The sequence below is a fragment of the Arthrobacter sp. BE255 genome (assembly GCF_031457335.1).
In the GTDB taxonomy this organism is placed as follows: Bacteria; Actinomycetota; Actinomycetes; order Actinomycetales; family Micrococcaceae; genus Arthrobacter.
The window spans coordinates 138,881-152,936 of the sequence record NZ_JAVDWK010000003.1; the positions used below are offsets into that span (position 1 = coordinate 138,881).

The 14,056-nt window shown below is 66.3% G+C and carries 14 protein-coding genes and 2 riboswitches; of the genes, 10 read left to right on the forward strand and 4 right to left on the reverse strand.

The window, feature by feature from the left end; genetic code table 11:
* The first annotated feature begins 48 nt into the window (after window positions 1–48).
* A complete protein-coding gene (locus J2X42_RS06985) occupies window positions 49–783 on the forward strand; it encodes an NrtR DNA-binding winged helix domain-containing protein (protein ID WP_310163600.1) in 735 nt (244 codons plus the stop codon).
* A gap of 30 nt (window positions 784–813) precedes the next feature.
* On the opposite strand, the gene J2X42_RS06990 is transcribed toward J2X42_RS06985, so the two are convergent.
* Entirely contained in the window at window positions 814–1,587 is a 774-nt protein-coding gene (locus J2X42_RS06990; RefSeq protein WP_310163602.1) for a hypothetical protein, read from the reverse strand.
* Window positions 1,588–2,006: 419 nt separating this feature from the next.
* Window positions 2,007–2,190, reverse strand: a riboswitch (cyclic di-AMP (ydaO/yuaA leader).
* Window positions 2,191–2,504: 314 nt separating this feature from the next.
* Between J2X42_RS06990 and J2X42_RS06995 the strand changes: the two genes are divergently transcribed.
* The 4 genes from J2X42_RS06995 (at window position 2,505) to J2X42_RS07010 (ending at window position 7,939) form a co-directional block, all read left to right on the forward strand.
* Window positions 2,505–4,001, forward strand: a complete 1,497-nt coding sequence (locus J2X42_RS06995; protein ID WP_310163604.1) for an SPFH domain-containing protein — start codon at window positions 2,505–2,507, stop codon at window positions 3,999–4,001.
* Between the two features lie 153 nt (window positions 4,002–4,154).
* Window positions 4,155–5,048 (forward strand): ribonuclease Z, encoded by an 894-nt coding sequence (locus J2X42_RS07000; protein WP_310163605.1) that lies wholly within the window; start codon window positions 4,155–4,157, stop codon window positions 5,046–5,048.
* A gap of 69 nt (window positions 5,049–5,117) precedes the next feature.
* Window positions 5,118–6,095: a dienelactone hydrolase family protein gene (locus J2X42_RS07005; RefSeq protein ID WP_310163607.1), complete on the forward strand. Its 978-nt coding sequence runs from the start codon at window positions 5,118–5,120 to the stop codon at window positions 6,093–6,095.
* A 380-nt stretch (window positions 6,096–6,475) separates the two neighbouring features.
* The gene (locus tag J2X42_RS07010) at window positions 6,476–7,939 is read left to right on the forward strand and encodes a protein adenylyltransferase SelO family protein (protein ID WP_310163608.1); all 1,464 of its coding nucleotides are present in this window, start codon (window positions 6,476–6,478) and stop codon (window positions 7,937–7,939) included.
* Window positions 7,940–8,008: 69 nt separating this feature from the next.
* Here the strand turns inward: J2X42_RS07010 and J2X42_RS07015 are convergent, their stop codons facing one another.
* Window positions 8,009–8,857 (reverse strand): LysM domain-containing protein, encoded by an 849-nt coding sequence (locus tag J2X42_RS07015; protein WP_310163609.1) that lies wholly within the window; start codon window positions 8,855–8,857, stop codon window positions 8,009–8,011.
* Window positions 8,858–8,860: 3 nt separating this feature from the next.
* Window positions 8,861–9,062, reverse strand: a riboswitch (cyclic di-AMP (ydaO/yuaA leader).
* Between the two features lie 420 nt (window positions 9,063–9,482).
* Here J2X42_RS07015 and J2X42_RS07020 point away from each other — a divergent pair.
* A complete protein-coding gene (locus tag J2X42_RS07020; protein WP_310163611.1) occupies window positions 9,483–10,760 on the forward strand; it encodes a lytic transglycosylase domain-containing protein in 1,278 nt (425 codons plus the stop codon).
* 28 nt (window positions 10,761–10,788) lie between these two features.
* On the opposite strand, the gene J2X42_RS07025 is transcribed toward J2X42_RS07020, so the two are convergent.
* On the reverse strand, window positions 10,789–11,175 hold the full coding sequence (locus J2X42_RS07025; RefSeq protein WP_310163613.1) for a cupin domain-containing protein: 387 nt from the start codon (window positions 11,173–11,175) through the stop codon (window positions 10,789–10,791).
* Window positions 11,176–11,326: 151 nt separating this feature from the next.
* Between J2X42_RS07025 and J2X42_RS07030 the strand changes: the two genes are divergently transcribed.
* The 3 genes from J2X42_RS07030 to J2X42_RS07040 are packed head-to-tail and all read left to right on the forward strand — an operon-like array spanning window position 11,327 to window position 12,673.
* The gene (locus J2X42_RS07030) at window positions 11,327–11,689 is read left to right on the forward strand and encodes a TraR/DksA C4-type zinc finger protein (RefSeq protein WP_310163616.1); all 363 of its coding nucleotides are present in this window, start codon (window positions 11,327–11,329) and stop codon (window positions 11,687–11,689) included.
* A gap of 3 nt (window positions 11,690–11,692) precedes the next feature.
* The gene (locus J2X42_RS07035; protein WP_310163619.1) at window positions 11,693–12,217 is read left to right on the forward strand and encodes a DNA alkylation repair protein; all 525 of its coding nucleotides are present in this window, start codon (window positions 11,693–11,695) and stop codon (window positions 12,215–12,217) included.
* 15 nt (window positions 12,218–12,232) lie between these two features.
* Complete coding sequence (locus J2X42_RS07040; protein ID WP_310163620.1) at window positions 12,233–12,673, forward strand: DUF1810 domain-containing protein; 441 nt, start codon at window positions 12,233–12,235, stop codon at window positions 12,671–12,673.
* Between the two features lie 33 nt (window positions 12,674–12,706).
* Here the strand turns inward: J2X42_RS07040 and J2X42_RS07045 are convergent, their stop codons facing one another.
* A complete protein-coding gene (locus tag J2X42_RS07045; protein WP_310163622.1) occupies window positions 12,707–13,213 on the reverse strand; it encodes a metallophosphoesterase in 507 nt (168 codons plus the stop codon).
* Window positions 13,214–13,232: 19 nt separating this feature from the next.
* Between J2X42_RS07045 and J2X42_RS07050 the strand changes: the two genes are divergently transcribed.
* Window positions 13,233–13,988 carry a class I SAM-dependent methyltransferase gene (locus tag J2X42_RS07050; protein ID WP_310163624.1) on the forward strand — a complete coding sequence of 252 codons (756 nt, stop codon included), beginning with the start codon at window positions 13,233–13,235 and terminating at the stop codon, window positions 13,986–13,988.
* Window positions 13,989–14,056 lie beyond the last annotated feature (68 nt).

Here is a 14,056-nt window from a genome sequence, read left to right on the forward strand (position 1 = left end):
CGTCGAGGCTTTATTGTCAAGGTGACGATAAATATCTAGGATGGCTTCATGGCTGAACCCCGCACGGCTCCTGCGCGCTTCCCGGTGACCGTCGACGTCGTCGCCCTCACCGTTCGCGACGGCACCCTGAATGTCCTGCTGATTACCCGCCTGATAGATCCCTTCCGCGGCCAGCCCGCCCTGCCGGGCGGTTTCGTCCTGGCCGGTGAGGAGTTGCTGGATGCTGCGGGCCGGGAGCTGGCTGAGGAGACCGGCGTCGGGCATCTTCCAGGGCATTTGGAGCAACTGGGCAGCTATGGCCCCAAGGGACGCGACCCGCGCGGGGACGTGCTCACCGTGGCCCACCTGCTGCTCGCTCCGGACTTTCCGGTTCTGGCGGCTGGCAGCGACGCCGCACATGCTGCCTGGTACCCCGTCAGGAAGGTCATGAACGGCGAAGTGAAGCTCGCCTTTGATCACGAGCGGATCCTCCGTGACGCCTTGGAGCGGGCGAAAGCAAAACTCGAATACTCGCCGTTGGGGGCGGCTTTCTGTGGGAAGGAGTTCACCATAGCCCAGCTCCGCGCCGTCTACGAGGCTGTCTGGGGCACCCGCCTTGACCCCCGCAACTTCCACCGCAAGGCCACAGGAACGCCTGATTTCCTGGAAGATACCGGGCGGATGACGGCCGGCGACGCCGGCCGTCCTGCCGCCCTCTACCGGCTGGCTGAAGCTGCCAGGCCGGCTGCCGGACAGCCGGCGCGTGCCGTACTCAACCCGCCGCTGATGCGACCGCGGGACTGATTCCCCCGGTGTGAAGGGGAGTTGCCAGGGTCAGTACCAGTTGTTCTCGGCGCGGAATTCCAGGGCTTTTTCCGGCGAACCATAGCGTTCCTTGATGTAGCCCAATCCTCGGTCAACCTGGCTCGGCCGCCACTTTGCCGACGTGTCCCAGAGCGCGTTCAGGGCAGTCATCTGATCTGCACCCCATCCATAGGACGCCAGGCGGGCGCTGGCATATGAGCGGGTATCGACTGCTTCGTCGGTGTTGTCATCCCCTTCATCGGAGGGGGCAGCGGTACCGGTGGGCGAGGGGGCGGGCGACGCGGCCACTGGCGTGGGTGTGGGTGTGGGTGTGGGTGTGGTTGGGGTGGCCGGTGGCGTCGTCGTGGGTGCTGGTGCGGCCCCTGCCGGAGACGCTGGCGGAGCAGTTGTTGCCGCTGAAATAACCGGCGGCTGAAGGATCACAGTGGGCCCCGGTGAAGGCGGAACTGCGGCGGGGGAGTCAGCCAGAATTCCGGCCAGGGTGGGAGCGTCCACTGGCATGGGGAGGTCGGCGACGGCTGGCACAGACGAGGCATTGGGATCCGACGCGGCGGGCACGTTACCGGTGCCCGGGGCAGCCTCTGCCGGGGTGCCCGGTGCGCCCGAAGGAGTCACGCGTCCATTAGCGTAGGTGGGCTGCGCTCCCGACGTTGCACGAGTCGCGTCCGTTGCGCCGGGAGCATCCTGGGCGGACGACTCCTTGCCGAAGAAGGGCAGCTCGGTAGCCTGGCTGGCTGTGCCGACAGCAAGCAGCACGGCAAGGGAGCCGGCGACTATCGCCATTCGATGACCGATAACGCGAACCGAAGCGGCTCTCTTCAGGATGGCCCGGGCATCGGAGCTGAAAGCAGCGGCTACCTGGGGGCTAACTGCTGTTGTTGGTGCGCCGCCCCGGCCTGCGGCTCTCCGTGGGCGTTGCGGAGCGGTACCCATGGGGGCTATTGCCGGTATGGCTTCGGTTGCAGGAGACGCAGTTTCCGCGGGACGTCCTGATTCCGGGGCAGGCGGTACGTCGATGGCCGGGCGCCTGTCCCTGCGTCGTCGCAGCGGGGCGGACGCCGGTTCGGTGGAACCATGCCCGGTATGTGGCACTTCGGCGTCGGAACTTGCGGGGGTGAGTGGAGTGGTGATGACCGGCGCAGCACCTGCGCGGTGCCGCCCGGTCCGAAAAGGGCGCGACTGATCAAGCGAACGGGACATGATGGTTGCCTCTCAACGCCTGCGGAGTTAGCTGTCGGGTTCGGCGGAGGTCAACCGGCCGGCACGTTAAACGTGACGGCTTCACCCCAAGGACCGCTGGGCAGCGGCCCGAAGACTGTGGGTCCCCCGTCTCTGCCTTAATGTGTTGGGAGTCCGGGATGTGGCAGAGCTCGGCGTCAGCCCGGACGCAGCCCGATCCAGATGGGCCACCCCAAGACCGTACACGAACCCGTCCGTTAAGTCACGTTTAGGTAACAGGAATGATCCGTGCCGCGAGTTACCTTGTGTCCGCCCTCGATTGCCCAGGGGTATCGGCTGACAGGCCAAGGCGCAGCGGTAGGCCGGCCGAGCTTTGGATCGTCCACTGGACGTAAGGTTTGATGGAACACGGTGCGATGGGGGACGTCACCGGGTTGCTTCAGCGGTGCTGCGTCCCCCAAGGCGCCGGGTCCAAGGATCGGCGGCAACCATCGCGATCTGACACATCAACAGGGGGAACAATGACAGTAATGCTGATCGGCGGGGGCGCACTTGCCCTCCTGCTCATCGCGGGATTCATCTTCTACACTTCGAGCATCCGGTTCGCTAAGCCGAACGAGGCCATGCTCATCACCGGTAAGAGCGATCCGAACACAACCGATGAAACGTCCGATGACCAGTCCCGTGTCATCATCAACAACCGGGCGTTCGTTAACCCGATCACCGAGCGCGTAAGCCACATCTCGCTGTCGTCGCGTCAGGTTGAAGTCACCATCGAAGCGATCTCCAACAACGGCATCCAGCTCAAGCTGGCCGGCGTTGCCCAGGTAAAGGTCGGCGGTGACAAGATCTCTGTCCGCAAGGCAGCCCAGCGTTTCCTTGACCAGCAGGACGCCATCGATCACTACACGCAGGAAACCCTGTCGGGTTCACTGCGTTCGATTGTGGGCACCCTGAGCGTTGACGCGATCATCAAGGACCGCGCGCAGTTCGCGGCCTCCGTCAAGGAAGAAGCCGAGCATTCGATGACGAACCAGGGTCTGGTCATCGACACCTTCCAGATCAAGTCTGTGGACGACGCAGGCGGCTACCTGAAGAACCTTGGCCGCCCCGAGGCCGCCCTGGTGGCACGGAACGCCAGCATCGCTGAAGCGAACTCCCAGCGGGAAGCCGCGGAAGCGAAGGCGCTCGCGGACCAGAAAACGGCTGAAGCCGAGCAGAAGCTGGCCCTCCGGCGCGCTGAACTGAAGCAGGAAACGGATGCCCGCCAGGCAGAGGCTGACGCCGCGGGCCCCCTTGCCCACGCCGACCAGCAGCAAGCGATTATCCTCAAGAACCAGCAGGTTGTGGCACGCCAGGCAGAACTTCGCGAAAAGGAACTCGACATCGAGGTCCGCAAACCCGCCGACGCTGCCAAGTACAAGGTTGAAACCGAAGCAGCTGCCGACCTCGCACGCCGTACCCGGATCTCGGAAGCTACGAAGGTTGAAGCCGCCGCGGAACTCGAAACCCGCAAGCTCAAGGCTGCCGGCAACGAGGTCGAAGCAAAGGCTCTGGCAGCAGCCAACACCGCCAAGGGCAACGCCGAGACCGAGATCAACAAGACCCGCGGCCTTGCCGAGGCCGAAGTGACCAAGACCAAAGGCATCGCCGAAGCTGATGTCATTGGCCTTCGCGGCACGGCTGAAGCAGGAGCCATCGAGGCCCAGGCCAAGGCGTACAGCGAGTTCAACGAGGCAGCAATCCTCAACAAGCTTCTGGAGGTTCTGCCTTCCATCGCCCGGGAAATCGCCGCGCCGATGAGCGCCATCAGCAATATGACCGTCATTTCCAACGACGGCGCAGGGCAGGTCAGCAAGAATGTTTCCTCGGGCGTGCAGCAGACTGCGCAGATGCTCAAGGACACGACCGGGTTCGACGTGATCGAAATGCTCAAGGGCTTCGGCAAATCAACCCCCGTCGCAGGCCCCAGGGCCACCGGAAACGGCGCCGTCAAAGAAGAATCCGGAGCGCAGTGACCGTGCCGGCCTGAGGGACAGGCCGGCCGGCTAAACTCCGGACAGAATCAACAAAACGCCGCGGAACGATGACTGGTCCGCGGCGTTTTGGCGTCCAGGTGCCGGGCGACAGGACCGCCGCGTGCCGGCCCGCAAAGTGGGAGACTCGTTTCCATGCGTGAACTCGTCATCCTCGGCACTGCCTCCCAGGTGCCGACCCGCTCCCGGAACCACAACGGCTACCTGCTGCGGTGGGACGGCGACGGACTCCTCTTCGACCCTGGCGAAGGAACGCAGCGCCAAATGCTGCACGCCGGAGTATCGGCCACCCGGATCACCCGCATCTGCCTCACGCACGTGCACGGTGACCACTGCTTTGGCCTGCCCGGAGTGCTGTCGCGGATGGCTTTGGACGGCGTGCCCCATCCGGTCCACCTGCATTATCCGGTGTCCGGGGAGGAGGTGGTCCGCGCCCTGGTGGCCGTCAGTTCTCCCGGTATCGACCTGCGGCTTCATCCGCATGGCGCCGCCGGAACGGTCGCGCCCGGCCTGGAGGTGCACCCGCTGAAGCACCGCATCGAAACCTACGGCTACAGGCTCACCGAACCCGACAGCCGCACCTTCCTTCCGGACCGGCTCGCCGCGGAGGGGATCACGGGAGCCGACGTCGGCCGGCTGCAGCGTGACGGCCGCCTGGGACGCGTCCGCGTTGAGGATGTGAGTGTTGCCCGGCCCGGCCAGCGCTTCGCCTTTGTGATGGACACGGCACCCTGCGCCGGCGCGGAGGAACTGGCCGACGGTGCGGATCTGCTCGTGGCGGAGTCAACGTTCAGCAACGACGACGCCGGGCTCGCCGCGGAGTACCGGCACCTTACCGCGGGGCAGGCAGGGGAGCTGGCGGCCAGCGCCGCCGTCGGCACCCTTGTCCTCACGCACTTCTCCTCCCGGTATGGCGACGACGTCACACCGCTCGCGGAGCAGGCGCGGGAACGTGCCGGTACGGCGACGGTTGTGGCGGCCAATGACCTGGACCGGATCACCGTGCCCAGGCGCCGGCCGCTGCGTTAAGCGAGGCCAGGGAGGCCTTGCCCGGTCCGGGCCACCGGAGGAGGATGTTGGCATCTTCAGGAGGCTCCCATGATCCAGCTTGGCAAGTTTGAGAAGTACCTGATCGAGGAATTCTTCGACGATTACCGCGCCGGGGACATGACCCACCGCACTTTTACCCGGCGCGTCGCATTCATCACCGGAAGCATGGCCGCCACCTCGGCCGCGATGCTTCTTGTCGGGTGCACCCCCGAAGAAGTCCCGCGCAGCGGCGACCCCATGCCCACGCCTGCCCCGTCGTTGTCGACGGCGGGCAACGGCACCGCGGCCGCCGGTGCAGTCCCTGGTGCCAAGAGTCCCCTGTCCGTTCCCGAGGGCGCGGCGGGACTGACGACGTCGATGGTCACGTTCCCCTCCAGCGGCACCGGGATCAGCGGCTACCTTGCCCGGCCGGGCGGGGGAGCGGCTGGTCCGGCGGTGCTGGTCTGCCATGAGAACCGGGGGGTCACCCCTCATATCCAGGATGTGGCACGGCGTTTCGCCACAGCCGGATACAGCGCGCTGGCTCTGGACCTCCTGAGCAGGGAAGGCGGGACGGCGGCCTTGGATGCCGATGCCGTTCCGGGGGCCCTGACCCGTGCGGGCGCCCCACGGCATGTGGCCGATTTCGCTGCCGCCTTCGACTACCTGGCGGCGCAGGACTTTGTGGACCCGGCCCGGATCGCCATGAACGGGTACTGCTTCGGCGGCGGGATCACCTGGCAGGCGGCGACGGAGCTGAGGGGGCTAAAGGCAACTGCCGCGTTCTACGGCCCGGCGCCGGACCTCAACAAGGTCCCGGCCATCAAGGCGGCCGTCTTCGGTGTCTACGCGGAGCTGGACCAGCGGATCACCGGGGCCATGCCGGCACTGAAGGACGCCCTGGCGGCCAGCAGCGTGACGCACCAGCTGACGGTGTACCCGGGCGTGGACCACGCATTCCACAACGACACCGGCGGGCGCTACAACGAGGCTCAGGCCACGGCGGCCTGGAACGACACCCTGGCGTGGTTCAAGCAGCACGTCTGAGGGGTCACACGCAAGGACGCTGCTGTACCGGGCAAACGGGCGTTATCCGATGGGATGCCCGTGATCGCACGTGGTTTGCCCGTCCGGAATTTCGTGTCCCTGGATGCACGTCACGGTGGGAGGCTGGGGAAGGTCATGGGCCAGGAAGAACAGGCTGCTCCGCCCGTGCTCAAACCCTGCGTCCTCCCGTTTCAGCCAGGACCGATGGCTTCGGTGAGCTGAATCAGCCGACCGTTTGTCTTCCTGCTGATGATGCCCGAAGGGATTCCTGACCATGGCGACCGCGACCTTTCCATGACCGTCACTGCCCGGGGCAGTGATGAACCGGTACCGAAATTTTACGCCGCCGGTGCCGCCGCCGGCACGGGTAGTCTTGAAACATGAGCACCACAACCCCAGCAACGCTCACCTTTGACGGCCGCTTCGCCCGGGAATTCGAGGAGCTTGCTGTTCCGTGGCAGGCGGAGGAAGCGCCGGCACCGGAGCTCCTCGTCCTGAATGAAGCCTTGGCCAGTGAACTGGGCCTGGATCCGTCGTCCCTGCGGACGCCCGAGGGGACGCTGATGCTGATCGGCAACAGGATCCCGGAAGGCGCCACCCCGGTAGCCCAGGCCTACGCCGGTCATCAGTTTGGCGGGTACTCGCCGCTGCTGGGCGACGGTCGCGCACTGCTGCTCGGCGAGGTCACCGACGTCCACGGGCGACTGCGCGATGTCCATCTCAAAGGCTCCGGCCGTACGCCTTTCGCCCGCGCCGGTGACGGCCTGGCCGTCGTCGGTCCGATGCTGCGCGAATACATTGTCAGTGAAGCCATGCACGCCATGGGCATCCCCACGACGCGGTCACTCGCCGTTGTGGCCACAGGACGCCCCGTCCGCCGCGAAACCATGCTTCCCGGGGCTGTGCTCACCCGCGTTGCGAGCAGCCACCTGCGCGTGGGCAGCTTCCAGTTCGCCCGCGTCAATGGTGACACCGAACTCCTCCGGCGCCTGGCCGACCACGCGATCAGCCGCCACCATCCGGACGCCGCGCAGGCCGGGCAGCCCTATCTGGCGTTGTTCGATGCCGTTATCGCCGCCCAGGCGTCGCTGGTGGCCCAGTGGATGCTCGTGGGCTTCGTCCACGGGGTGATGAATACGGACAACATGACCATTTCAGGCGAAACCATCGACTACGGACCCTGCGCGTTCATGGATGCCTTCAACCCCGGTGCGGTCTACAGCTCCATCGACGCGGGCGGACGCTACGCCTACGCGAACCAGCCGCACATTGCAGAATGGAACCTCACCCGGCTGGCCGAGGCCCTTCTGCCCCTGCTCCATGAGGACCAGGAACAGGCGGTTGCGCTCGCAGTGGAGTCCCTGGGCGGGTTCCGGAAGCTGTACAGCGCGGCCTGGTCCGCCGGGATGACATCCAAGCTTGGGCTGGCCGCGGAACCGGACGACGACGCAGTATCCCTACTGGTGAACGACTTGCTGGCACTGCTTGAGGAAGGACAGATTGATTACACCTCGTTCTTCCGGAGCCTCGGCTCGGCAGCCCGGGGCACGCCTGACACTGTCCGGGCCATGTTCGCGGACCCGGCAGCATTCGATGCATGGGCCAAACGATGGCTTGCCCTGGCACCGGACACAGGCTTGATGGATCGGGTGAACCCCGCCTACATTCCCAGGAACCACCTGGTGGAGGAGGCTCTGGCCGCCGCTACTGCAGGCGACCTGGACCCGTTCCGCCGCCTGGTGGACGTCCTGGCGAACCCATACACCGAGCGTCCCGGCCTGGAACGCTACGCCGGTCCCGCGCCGGTTGACTTCGGGAATTACCGGACCTTCTGCGGGACCTGAGCGAACACAAGGGATGGACGACGGCGGCGCGCGGCTGGGTGCCGCCCGCCGCCGTCGTGCACGGCCGGATCACGCTACGCGGACGAAGGACGCTCCGGCCAGCCAGCTGAGTGAGTGGACTTCGGTCTTGTAGCCGTCCACGCCGCCGCTGACAACCTGGCCGTTTCCGGCGTAGACGCCCACATGGCCGGCCGTGATGACCAGGTCACCAGCGGCAGGAGTACCCACCACGGAGCCGTACGCGAAGAACTGGGTTGGCGCCAGGTCTCCCACACTCTTGCCTACCGAGCGCAGGGCCTTCTCCACCATGGCGGTGCAGTCCTGCTGGATGCCGAGCTGGGAGTAAGCGGAGGCCAGGATGGCCGCGCCGAGCGAGCCGGACGGAGCCTGCGCCACGGGGGCGGAGGTGGAGGCCAGCTTGACGCCGGTGTTGGCCGGAGCGGTGGGGGCCGCTGCTGCCTTGGCCACGGGAGCCGGTGCGGTGTAGCCGGCACCCGGGATCTGGATCTGGTCGCCGGGGTAGATGATGGTGGTCATCGTCAGGCCGTTGACCGACAGGACGTCGCTGAGGGCCACGCCGTAGGCGGCGGAAATAGCGCCCAGGGTGTCGCCGGACACCACGGTGTAGACGGTGGCCGCGGCTGCCGGGGCAGGGGCCGCCGCGGGAGCAGCTACGGGAGCTGCGGCCGGAGCGCTGGTCTGGCCCTGAACATTGACGGTCCCGGAACTGTCGGGTCCGTGGACGCCGGCCTGTGCGGGGGTTCCCACGCTGAAAAGCAGGGCGGATGCGGCAACGGCAGCAAGTGCAGGCCGGCCGAACGCCAGTGCGCGGGCTGTGCCCGTTGCGGACGGGCCGACGAGGGCGGTGGGGCGGACAAGGTTCGCACGATGGCGTACGGCATTAAGGTTCTTTGACACGGGTGATCGCCTCTCCCATGCCTGCGGGGTGAGCTGTCGGGTTCGGGTCGGAGACACCCGGCCGGTTACGGCTCCGCACGGGACGGAGCGATACCGACTTAACCCCAAGGCTTCGAAAGAAGCCGTGGAAACGTGGTTCCCCCGTCCCTGCCAGTGGAATGCGCTGGGGTCCCGGGTCAGTGGCAGGGCTCGGCATACTGGCGGGAATGTCCCGGCTTGAGCCGGGGCACTGCACGACCATAACCAGCGACGGATTGGAATGTCACATTCCGGTAACGGAATGTAGGGCGGAAGTCCGTCCGGTTCGTGCACCCGTTCCTGCGCCTCGGGAGACTAGCGCCGCAGGTCAGGGTGGCATTCCCTATATGCCGAAAAGAGTTCACCAAGCGCGTCCTGATTCACAAGAAAATCGGGTATCCGCGGGTTTGTGACGCAACAATTCGATGAAGGTGTGATAAAGGCGATCTCGTGCTGGCCTGCAGGACCTCTTTTGATGATGCCCTGATACACCGGACTGGCGGACGGCGACCCGGGATCTCCGCTGGGTAACAATGTTGGGCCAGGAACGGCTGACCGGGCGTTTTGCCCGGTAAGCTCACCAACTATGTCCCGGTTTGCTCACAGAATGAGGCTGCCCGCCATCGCGGGCGTGCTGGCCGTTGCCCTGATGGGGTCGGCTGCCCTGCTTCCTTCCTACGCCGACGACGACGCCCCGCCCGGCGGTTACCCCTCCTGGCAGGACGTGCAGAACGCCAAGCAAAGCGAGGCCGGCAAGGCCGCAGAGGTCACCAGGATCAACGATCTGCTGGGCGGGCTGCAGGCACAGGCCGAAGCGCTCGGCAGCGCGGCCGTCACCTCCGCCGCCGAGTACGCCGTCGCTGAAGCAGCACTTCAGGCGGCCAGTGCCAAGGTGGATGTCCTCACCGCCCAGACAGCACGCGCAACGGCCGAACTTGGACAGTACAAAAGGGAAATCGGTGCGCTGGCAGCGCAGTCGTACAAGACCGGCGGCACCAACATGGGATTCTTCGTTGCCCTCGACGCCGTCCAGACCAACAGCATCCAGGGCCTCAACATCGTCCAGATAGTCAGCGACAAGACAGCAGCCCTGGTCAACAAATCCGCAGCCGCCGAACGGGTCTCCAGCGCCCTGTCGGAGCAGGAGCAGGCAGCGAGGGCAGAACGCGGGCGCCTGTCAGGGGAAGCGAAGGACAAGCTCGACGCCGCCCAGGCCGCCCAGCAGGCCATGTCACGGCAGATTGCGGAGCAGCAGGAACACGGCCAGGAACTGACGGCCCAGCTGGCGTCGCTCAAAGACACCACCGCCGCGGTCGAGGGCGAGTTCCGGCAGGGCCAGGCCGCCCTGGCCGCCTACGAAGCGGCGCAGGCTGCCAAGCGCGCCGCTGCGCAGGAGCAGGCACGCCAACAGGCTGAGGCAGCAGCCAAAGCTGCGGCCCTCGCCGCCGCGCAAAAACCCGTGAACCCGGCACCGGCCGCGCCAGCTGCACCGGCGGCGCCCGCCCCGGCTCCTACGCCGAGTCCGACGCCGACGCCGCCACCTGTCGTCGTGCCCATAGTTCCGGGCGGTGCGGTCAATGATCCAGCCGGCGCCAAGAGCTACGCCTCCGGCCGGTTGTCCGCCTACGGCTGGGGCCAGGACCAGTTCCCGTGCCTGGCGCAGCTGTGGACAAAGGAATCCAACTGGCTGACCACAGCCACCAACCCCTACTCCGGTGCGTACGGCATTGCCCAGGCCCTGCCCGCAGGGAAGTACGCCAGCGCAGGCAGCGACTGGCTCACCAGCTACAGGACACAGATCGAGTGGGGCCTTGGCTACATCAAGGACCGCTACGGGTCACCGTGCGGAGCCTGGAGCCATTCGGTCCAGTACAACTGGTACTGACCGTTGCCCGCAGGGGCCAGACCCCGGGCTAGGCGGAGTCTTGCGTCGGTTTGGCGAATTCCGCGGCGCTGACAAACTCAATTCCGACGAAGGCCTGGTCGCCGTCCACCCAAGCGTCATGGCCGGGCGGAATGGTGTAGGAGTCGCCGGCGGAGATGCTGATGCTGTTTCCGTCGGTGGTTTCCACCGAGAGCGCACCGGAAACGCAGTAGCCGATGTGGTTCACCTGGCATGACTCGGTGTGGACCACGGGCTTGATGCAGTCGGACCAGCGCCAGCCGGGCTCGAAAGTGAACCGACCAACGGTGTAATCGCCCAGGTTGACGACGTCCACTTCGGTCTTGTCCGGACGGCGTTTTTCGTCCGGTGAATTGTGCGACTTGACTGCCAGCTGGGTAACAACATTTGTCGGCATGGCACGCGGGCTTTCTCTGCGGAATGTGGTGTCCGTCAGCTGTCTGTCCCTGGCCGCCAGACGGCATCTGAGGCGCTTACGAGTGCCAGCATCCTCCGTTGCGTCCGGCTTGTCGAGTCCCCCGCAGCATCGGCGGCGTTAGGCTTTTCCCATGGCTGACTTTGAGCGGTTCCGGATCCTCCTGGAGGAAGAGCGGGCCCGCAAACTTGCCCTGCTTCCGGCGCTCCGGGCGGACATCTCGTCAGCCAGCGCGGCGCGCCTGGACTCCAACGTCGACGACGAGCACGACCCCGAGGGCGCCACCATAGCCTTTGAGCTGTCCCAGGCATCGGCCCTGCTCAACCAGAGCAGCTCCGGGCTGGCCCAGGTTGAAGCGGCACTGCAGCGGATCTCGGACGGCAGCTACGGCGCCTGCAGCGTATGCGGCCGGCCCATTGCCGAAGGCCGCCTGGAGGCCCGGCCCTGGACGCCGTATTGCATTGAGCACGCCTCCGCCGGCCGCGGCGGGCGGTAAGCCGTGAACCAGACAGTGCTGGACGCGGCGGCCTTCATCGACACCACCCTGCAGAACGAAGGCGCCTGGTACCGGGCAGACGATGTGGAGTCACGGGTGGGCGGCGCCATGGGTTCCTACGGGTCATCCGTAGGAGCCGTGCGCGGGACCGTCCGCGACGCCGGCAGGAAGTTCAAGGACCTCACCCACGACGACGTGACGGCCCTGGCATCCTTGCTCTGGGGCCAGCCGCATCCCGGCAGGAGGCCGGTGTATGAACGCCGCCTCGCCGCCGTTGTGCTGCTGCAATCCCGTGTTGGCCTCCTGCGGCACACCGACCTGACCAGGCTCGAGGGCTTCATCAGGTCCGCGCACACCCGTGAGCTGGTGGACCCGCTGGTCAGCGACGTTGTGGTTCCGCTGCTGAGGGTGCTCGAGGGACAGGACCGGCAGCGCGCCGACGTCGTGATTACCCGTTGGCGCCTTGACCCGGACGATTCGATCCGCCGGGCGGCATCCCTGACCGCGGAAATAGCAGGCAACACCTGAACGAAGGAGACGGACATGAGCGACCCCTACCACCTGGAACGGTTTGTTGACGCCCAGGACAGCGGCGGCACGTACGGCCAGGCCCTTGCTGAACTGCAGCTCGGCCGGAAGACCGGCCACTGGATGTGGTTCATCTTCCCGCAGATAGCCGGGCTTGGCAGCAGCCCGACGTCCGTCAGGTACGCCATCAGCACGCTGGCAGAAGCCCAGGCCTACCTCAAGCATGACGTCCTGGGGCCTCGGCTGCTCGAGTCCGCAGCAGCCATCGAAACCCACGCCGGCCAGCCCGCCGTCGACATCCTGGGCGGCATCGATGCCAGGAAGCTCCAGTCCTCCATGACCTTGTTCCTCCGTGCCGCGCCGGGGGAGACGATCTTCAAAACAGTGCTGGCAGACTTCTTTGACGGCCAGCCGGATCCGGCCACTGACTCGCTGCTCGCGGCGGCCAGGGACTGAAACGTTCGACGACGGCGGCGGGCGCGTGCGGAATCAGTCCTTCCGGACCTCCACCAGCTCCACCCGCTGCAGCAGGCCGGCGTCAACAACGGCTTCCATATACGTGCAGACAGGCTGGCGCCGGCGGTCCGTTGGTGAGCCGGGATTGAGCAGGCGCAGTCCGCCCGGCGTGGTGGTGTCCCACGGAATGTGGCTGTGCCCGAAAACCAGCACGTCGGCGTCGGGATAGAGCGCCTCCGCCCGTTCGCCGCGTCCTTTGGCCGGTCCGGTTTCATGCACGATGGCGAACCGTACGCCCTCCAGCGTGACATGCACGGTCTCCGGGAGCCGCTGGCGCAGTTCCGGACCGTCATTGTTGCCGTAGACACCCACGAGCCGCCGGCTTCTCCGTTCGAATTCGTCCAGCAGTTCCGCCGTCACCCAGTCGCCGGCATGAAGCACCACGTCGGCGCTTTCGACGGCGGCCCAAACCTGTGCGGGCAGGTCACGGGCGCGGTTCGGGACGTGGGTATCGGAGACGAAAAGCAGGCGCAGCGGCATAGGGTGCAATAGTAGCGGGATGATCAACCAGCAACAGCTCTGGGACCACGAAGCCGCGCAGCAGTACGACACGCCCGGCGAAGGAATGTTCTCTCCCGAGGTACTGGCGCCCACCGTAGAGGTACTCTCGGAGCTCGCGGGCGGCGGTCCGGCGGTCGAGTTCGCGATTGGCACCGGCCGTGTCGCCATCCCCCTCTCCGAGGCCGGGATCCAGGTCAGCGGCATTGAACTGTCCCACGCGATGATCTCCCGGCTGCGGGAGAAGGTGGGAGAGGACCGCATTCCCGTCGTTCAGGGTGACATGTCCGAGGCCGTGGCGGGGGAGAACTTTTCGCTGGCGTTCCTGGTGTTCAACACCATCGCCAACCTCCTGACGCAGGACGGACAGGTCCGGTGTTTCCAGAACGCTGCCCGTCACCTCGCACCTGGCGGGCGCTTTGTGGTGGAACTGTGGGTGCCGCAACTGCGGTCCCTGCCACCCGGACACGGCGGAACCGTGGAGGTGAGCCGGCCCGGGTACCTCCTGGTGGATACCTATGACGTGCTGCACCAGCATGTCATCTCCCACCACGTGCAATTCGGCCCGGACCTGGCGGATGGGCGGGAGGCGCGGATCGGGCGGACACCCCACCGGTACATCTGGCCCAGCGAACTCGACCTGATGGCCCGGCTGGCCGGGTTTGAGCTGGAATCAAGGTGGGCGGACTGGGACCGGAGCGGATTCACCGCAGATTCCCGCAGCCACGTGTCCGTGTACCGGCTCACCGAAGTGTAGGCCGGCAGGCCAAACATCGCCCGACATACGCGCCGGACGGCTCTGCTCAACGGCACCCTGTTGCCGCC

Excerpts from the sequence above, each read along its gene's own strand:
- J2X42_RS06985 (WP_310163600.1), top strand. The coding sequence starts at position 49 with ATGGCTGAACCCCGCACGGCTCCTGCGCGCTTCCCGGTGACCGTCGAC.
- J2X42_RS06990 (WP_310163602.1), bottom strand. The coding sequence starts at position 1,587 with ATGGCGATAGTCGCCGGCTCCCTTGCCGTGCTGCTTGCTGTCGGCACA.
- J2X42_RS06995 (WP_310163604.1), top strand. The coding sequence starts at position 2,505 with ATGACAGTAATGCTGATCGGCGGGGGCGCACTTGCCCTCCTGCTCATC.
- J2X42_RS07000 (WP_310163605.1), top strand. The coding sequence starts at position 4,155 with ATGCGTGAACTCGTCATCCTCGGCACTGCCTCCCAGGTGCCGACCCGC.
- J2X42_RS07005 (WP_310163607.1), top strand. The coding sequence starts at position 5,118 with ATGATCCAGCTTGGCAAGTTTGAGAAGTACCTGATCGAGGAATTCTTC.
- J2X42_RS07010 (WP_310163608.1), top strand. The coding sequence starts at position 6,476 with ATGAGCACCACAACCCCAGCAACGCTCACCTTTGACGGCCGCTTCGCC.
- J2X42_RS07020 (WP_310163611.1), top strand. The coding sequence starts at position 9,483 with ATGAGGCTGCCCGCCATCGCGGGCGTGCTGGCCGTTGCCCTGATGGGG.
- J2X42_RS07025 (WP_310163613.1), bottom strand. The coding sequence starts at position 11,175 with ATGCCGACAAATGTTGTTACCCAGCTGGCAGTCAAGTCGCACAATTCA.
- J2X42_RS07030 (WP_310163616.1), top strand. The coding sequence starts at position 11,327 with ATGGCTGACTTTGAGCGGTTCCGGATCCTCCTGGAGGAAGAGCGGGCC.
- J2X42_RS07040 (WP_310163620.1), top strand. The coding sequence starts at position 12,233 with ATGAGCGACCCCTACCACCTGGAACGGTTTGTTGACGCCCAGGACAGC.
- J2X42_RS07045 (WP_310163622.1), bottom strand. The coding sequence starts at position 13,213 with ATGCCGCTGCGCCTGCTTTTCGTCTCCGATACCCACGTCCCGAACCGC.
- J2X42_RS07050 (WP_310163624.1), top strand. The coding sequence starts at position 13,233 with ATGATCAACCAGCAACAGCTCTGGGACCACGAAGCCGCGCAGCAGTAC.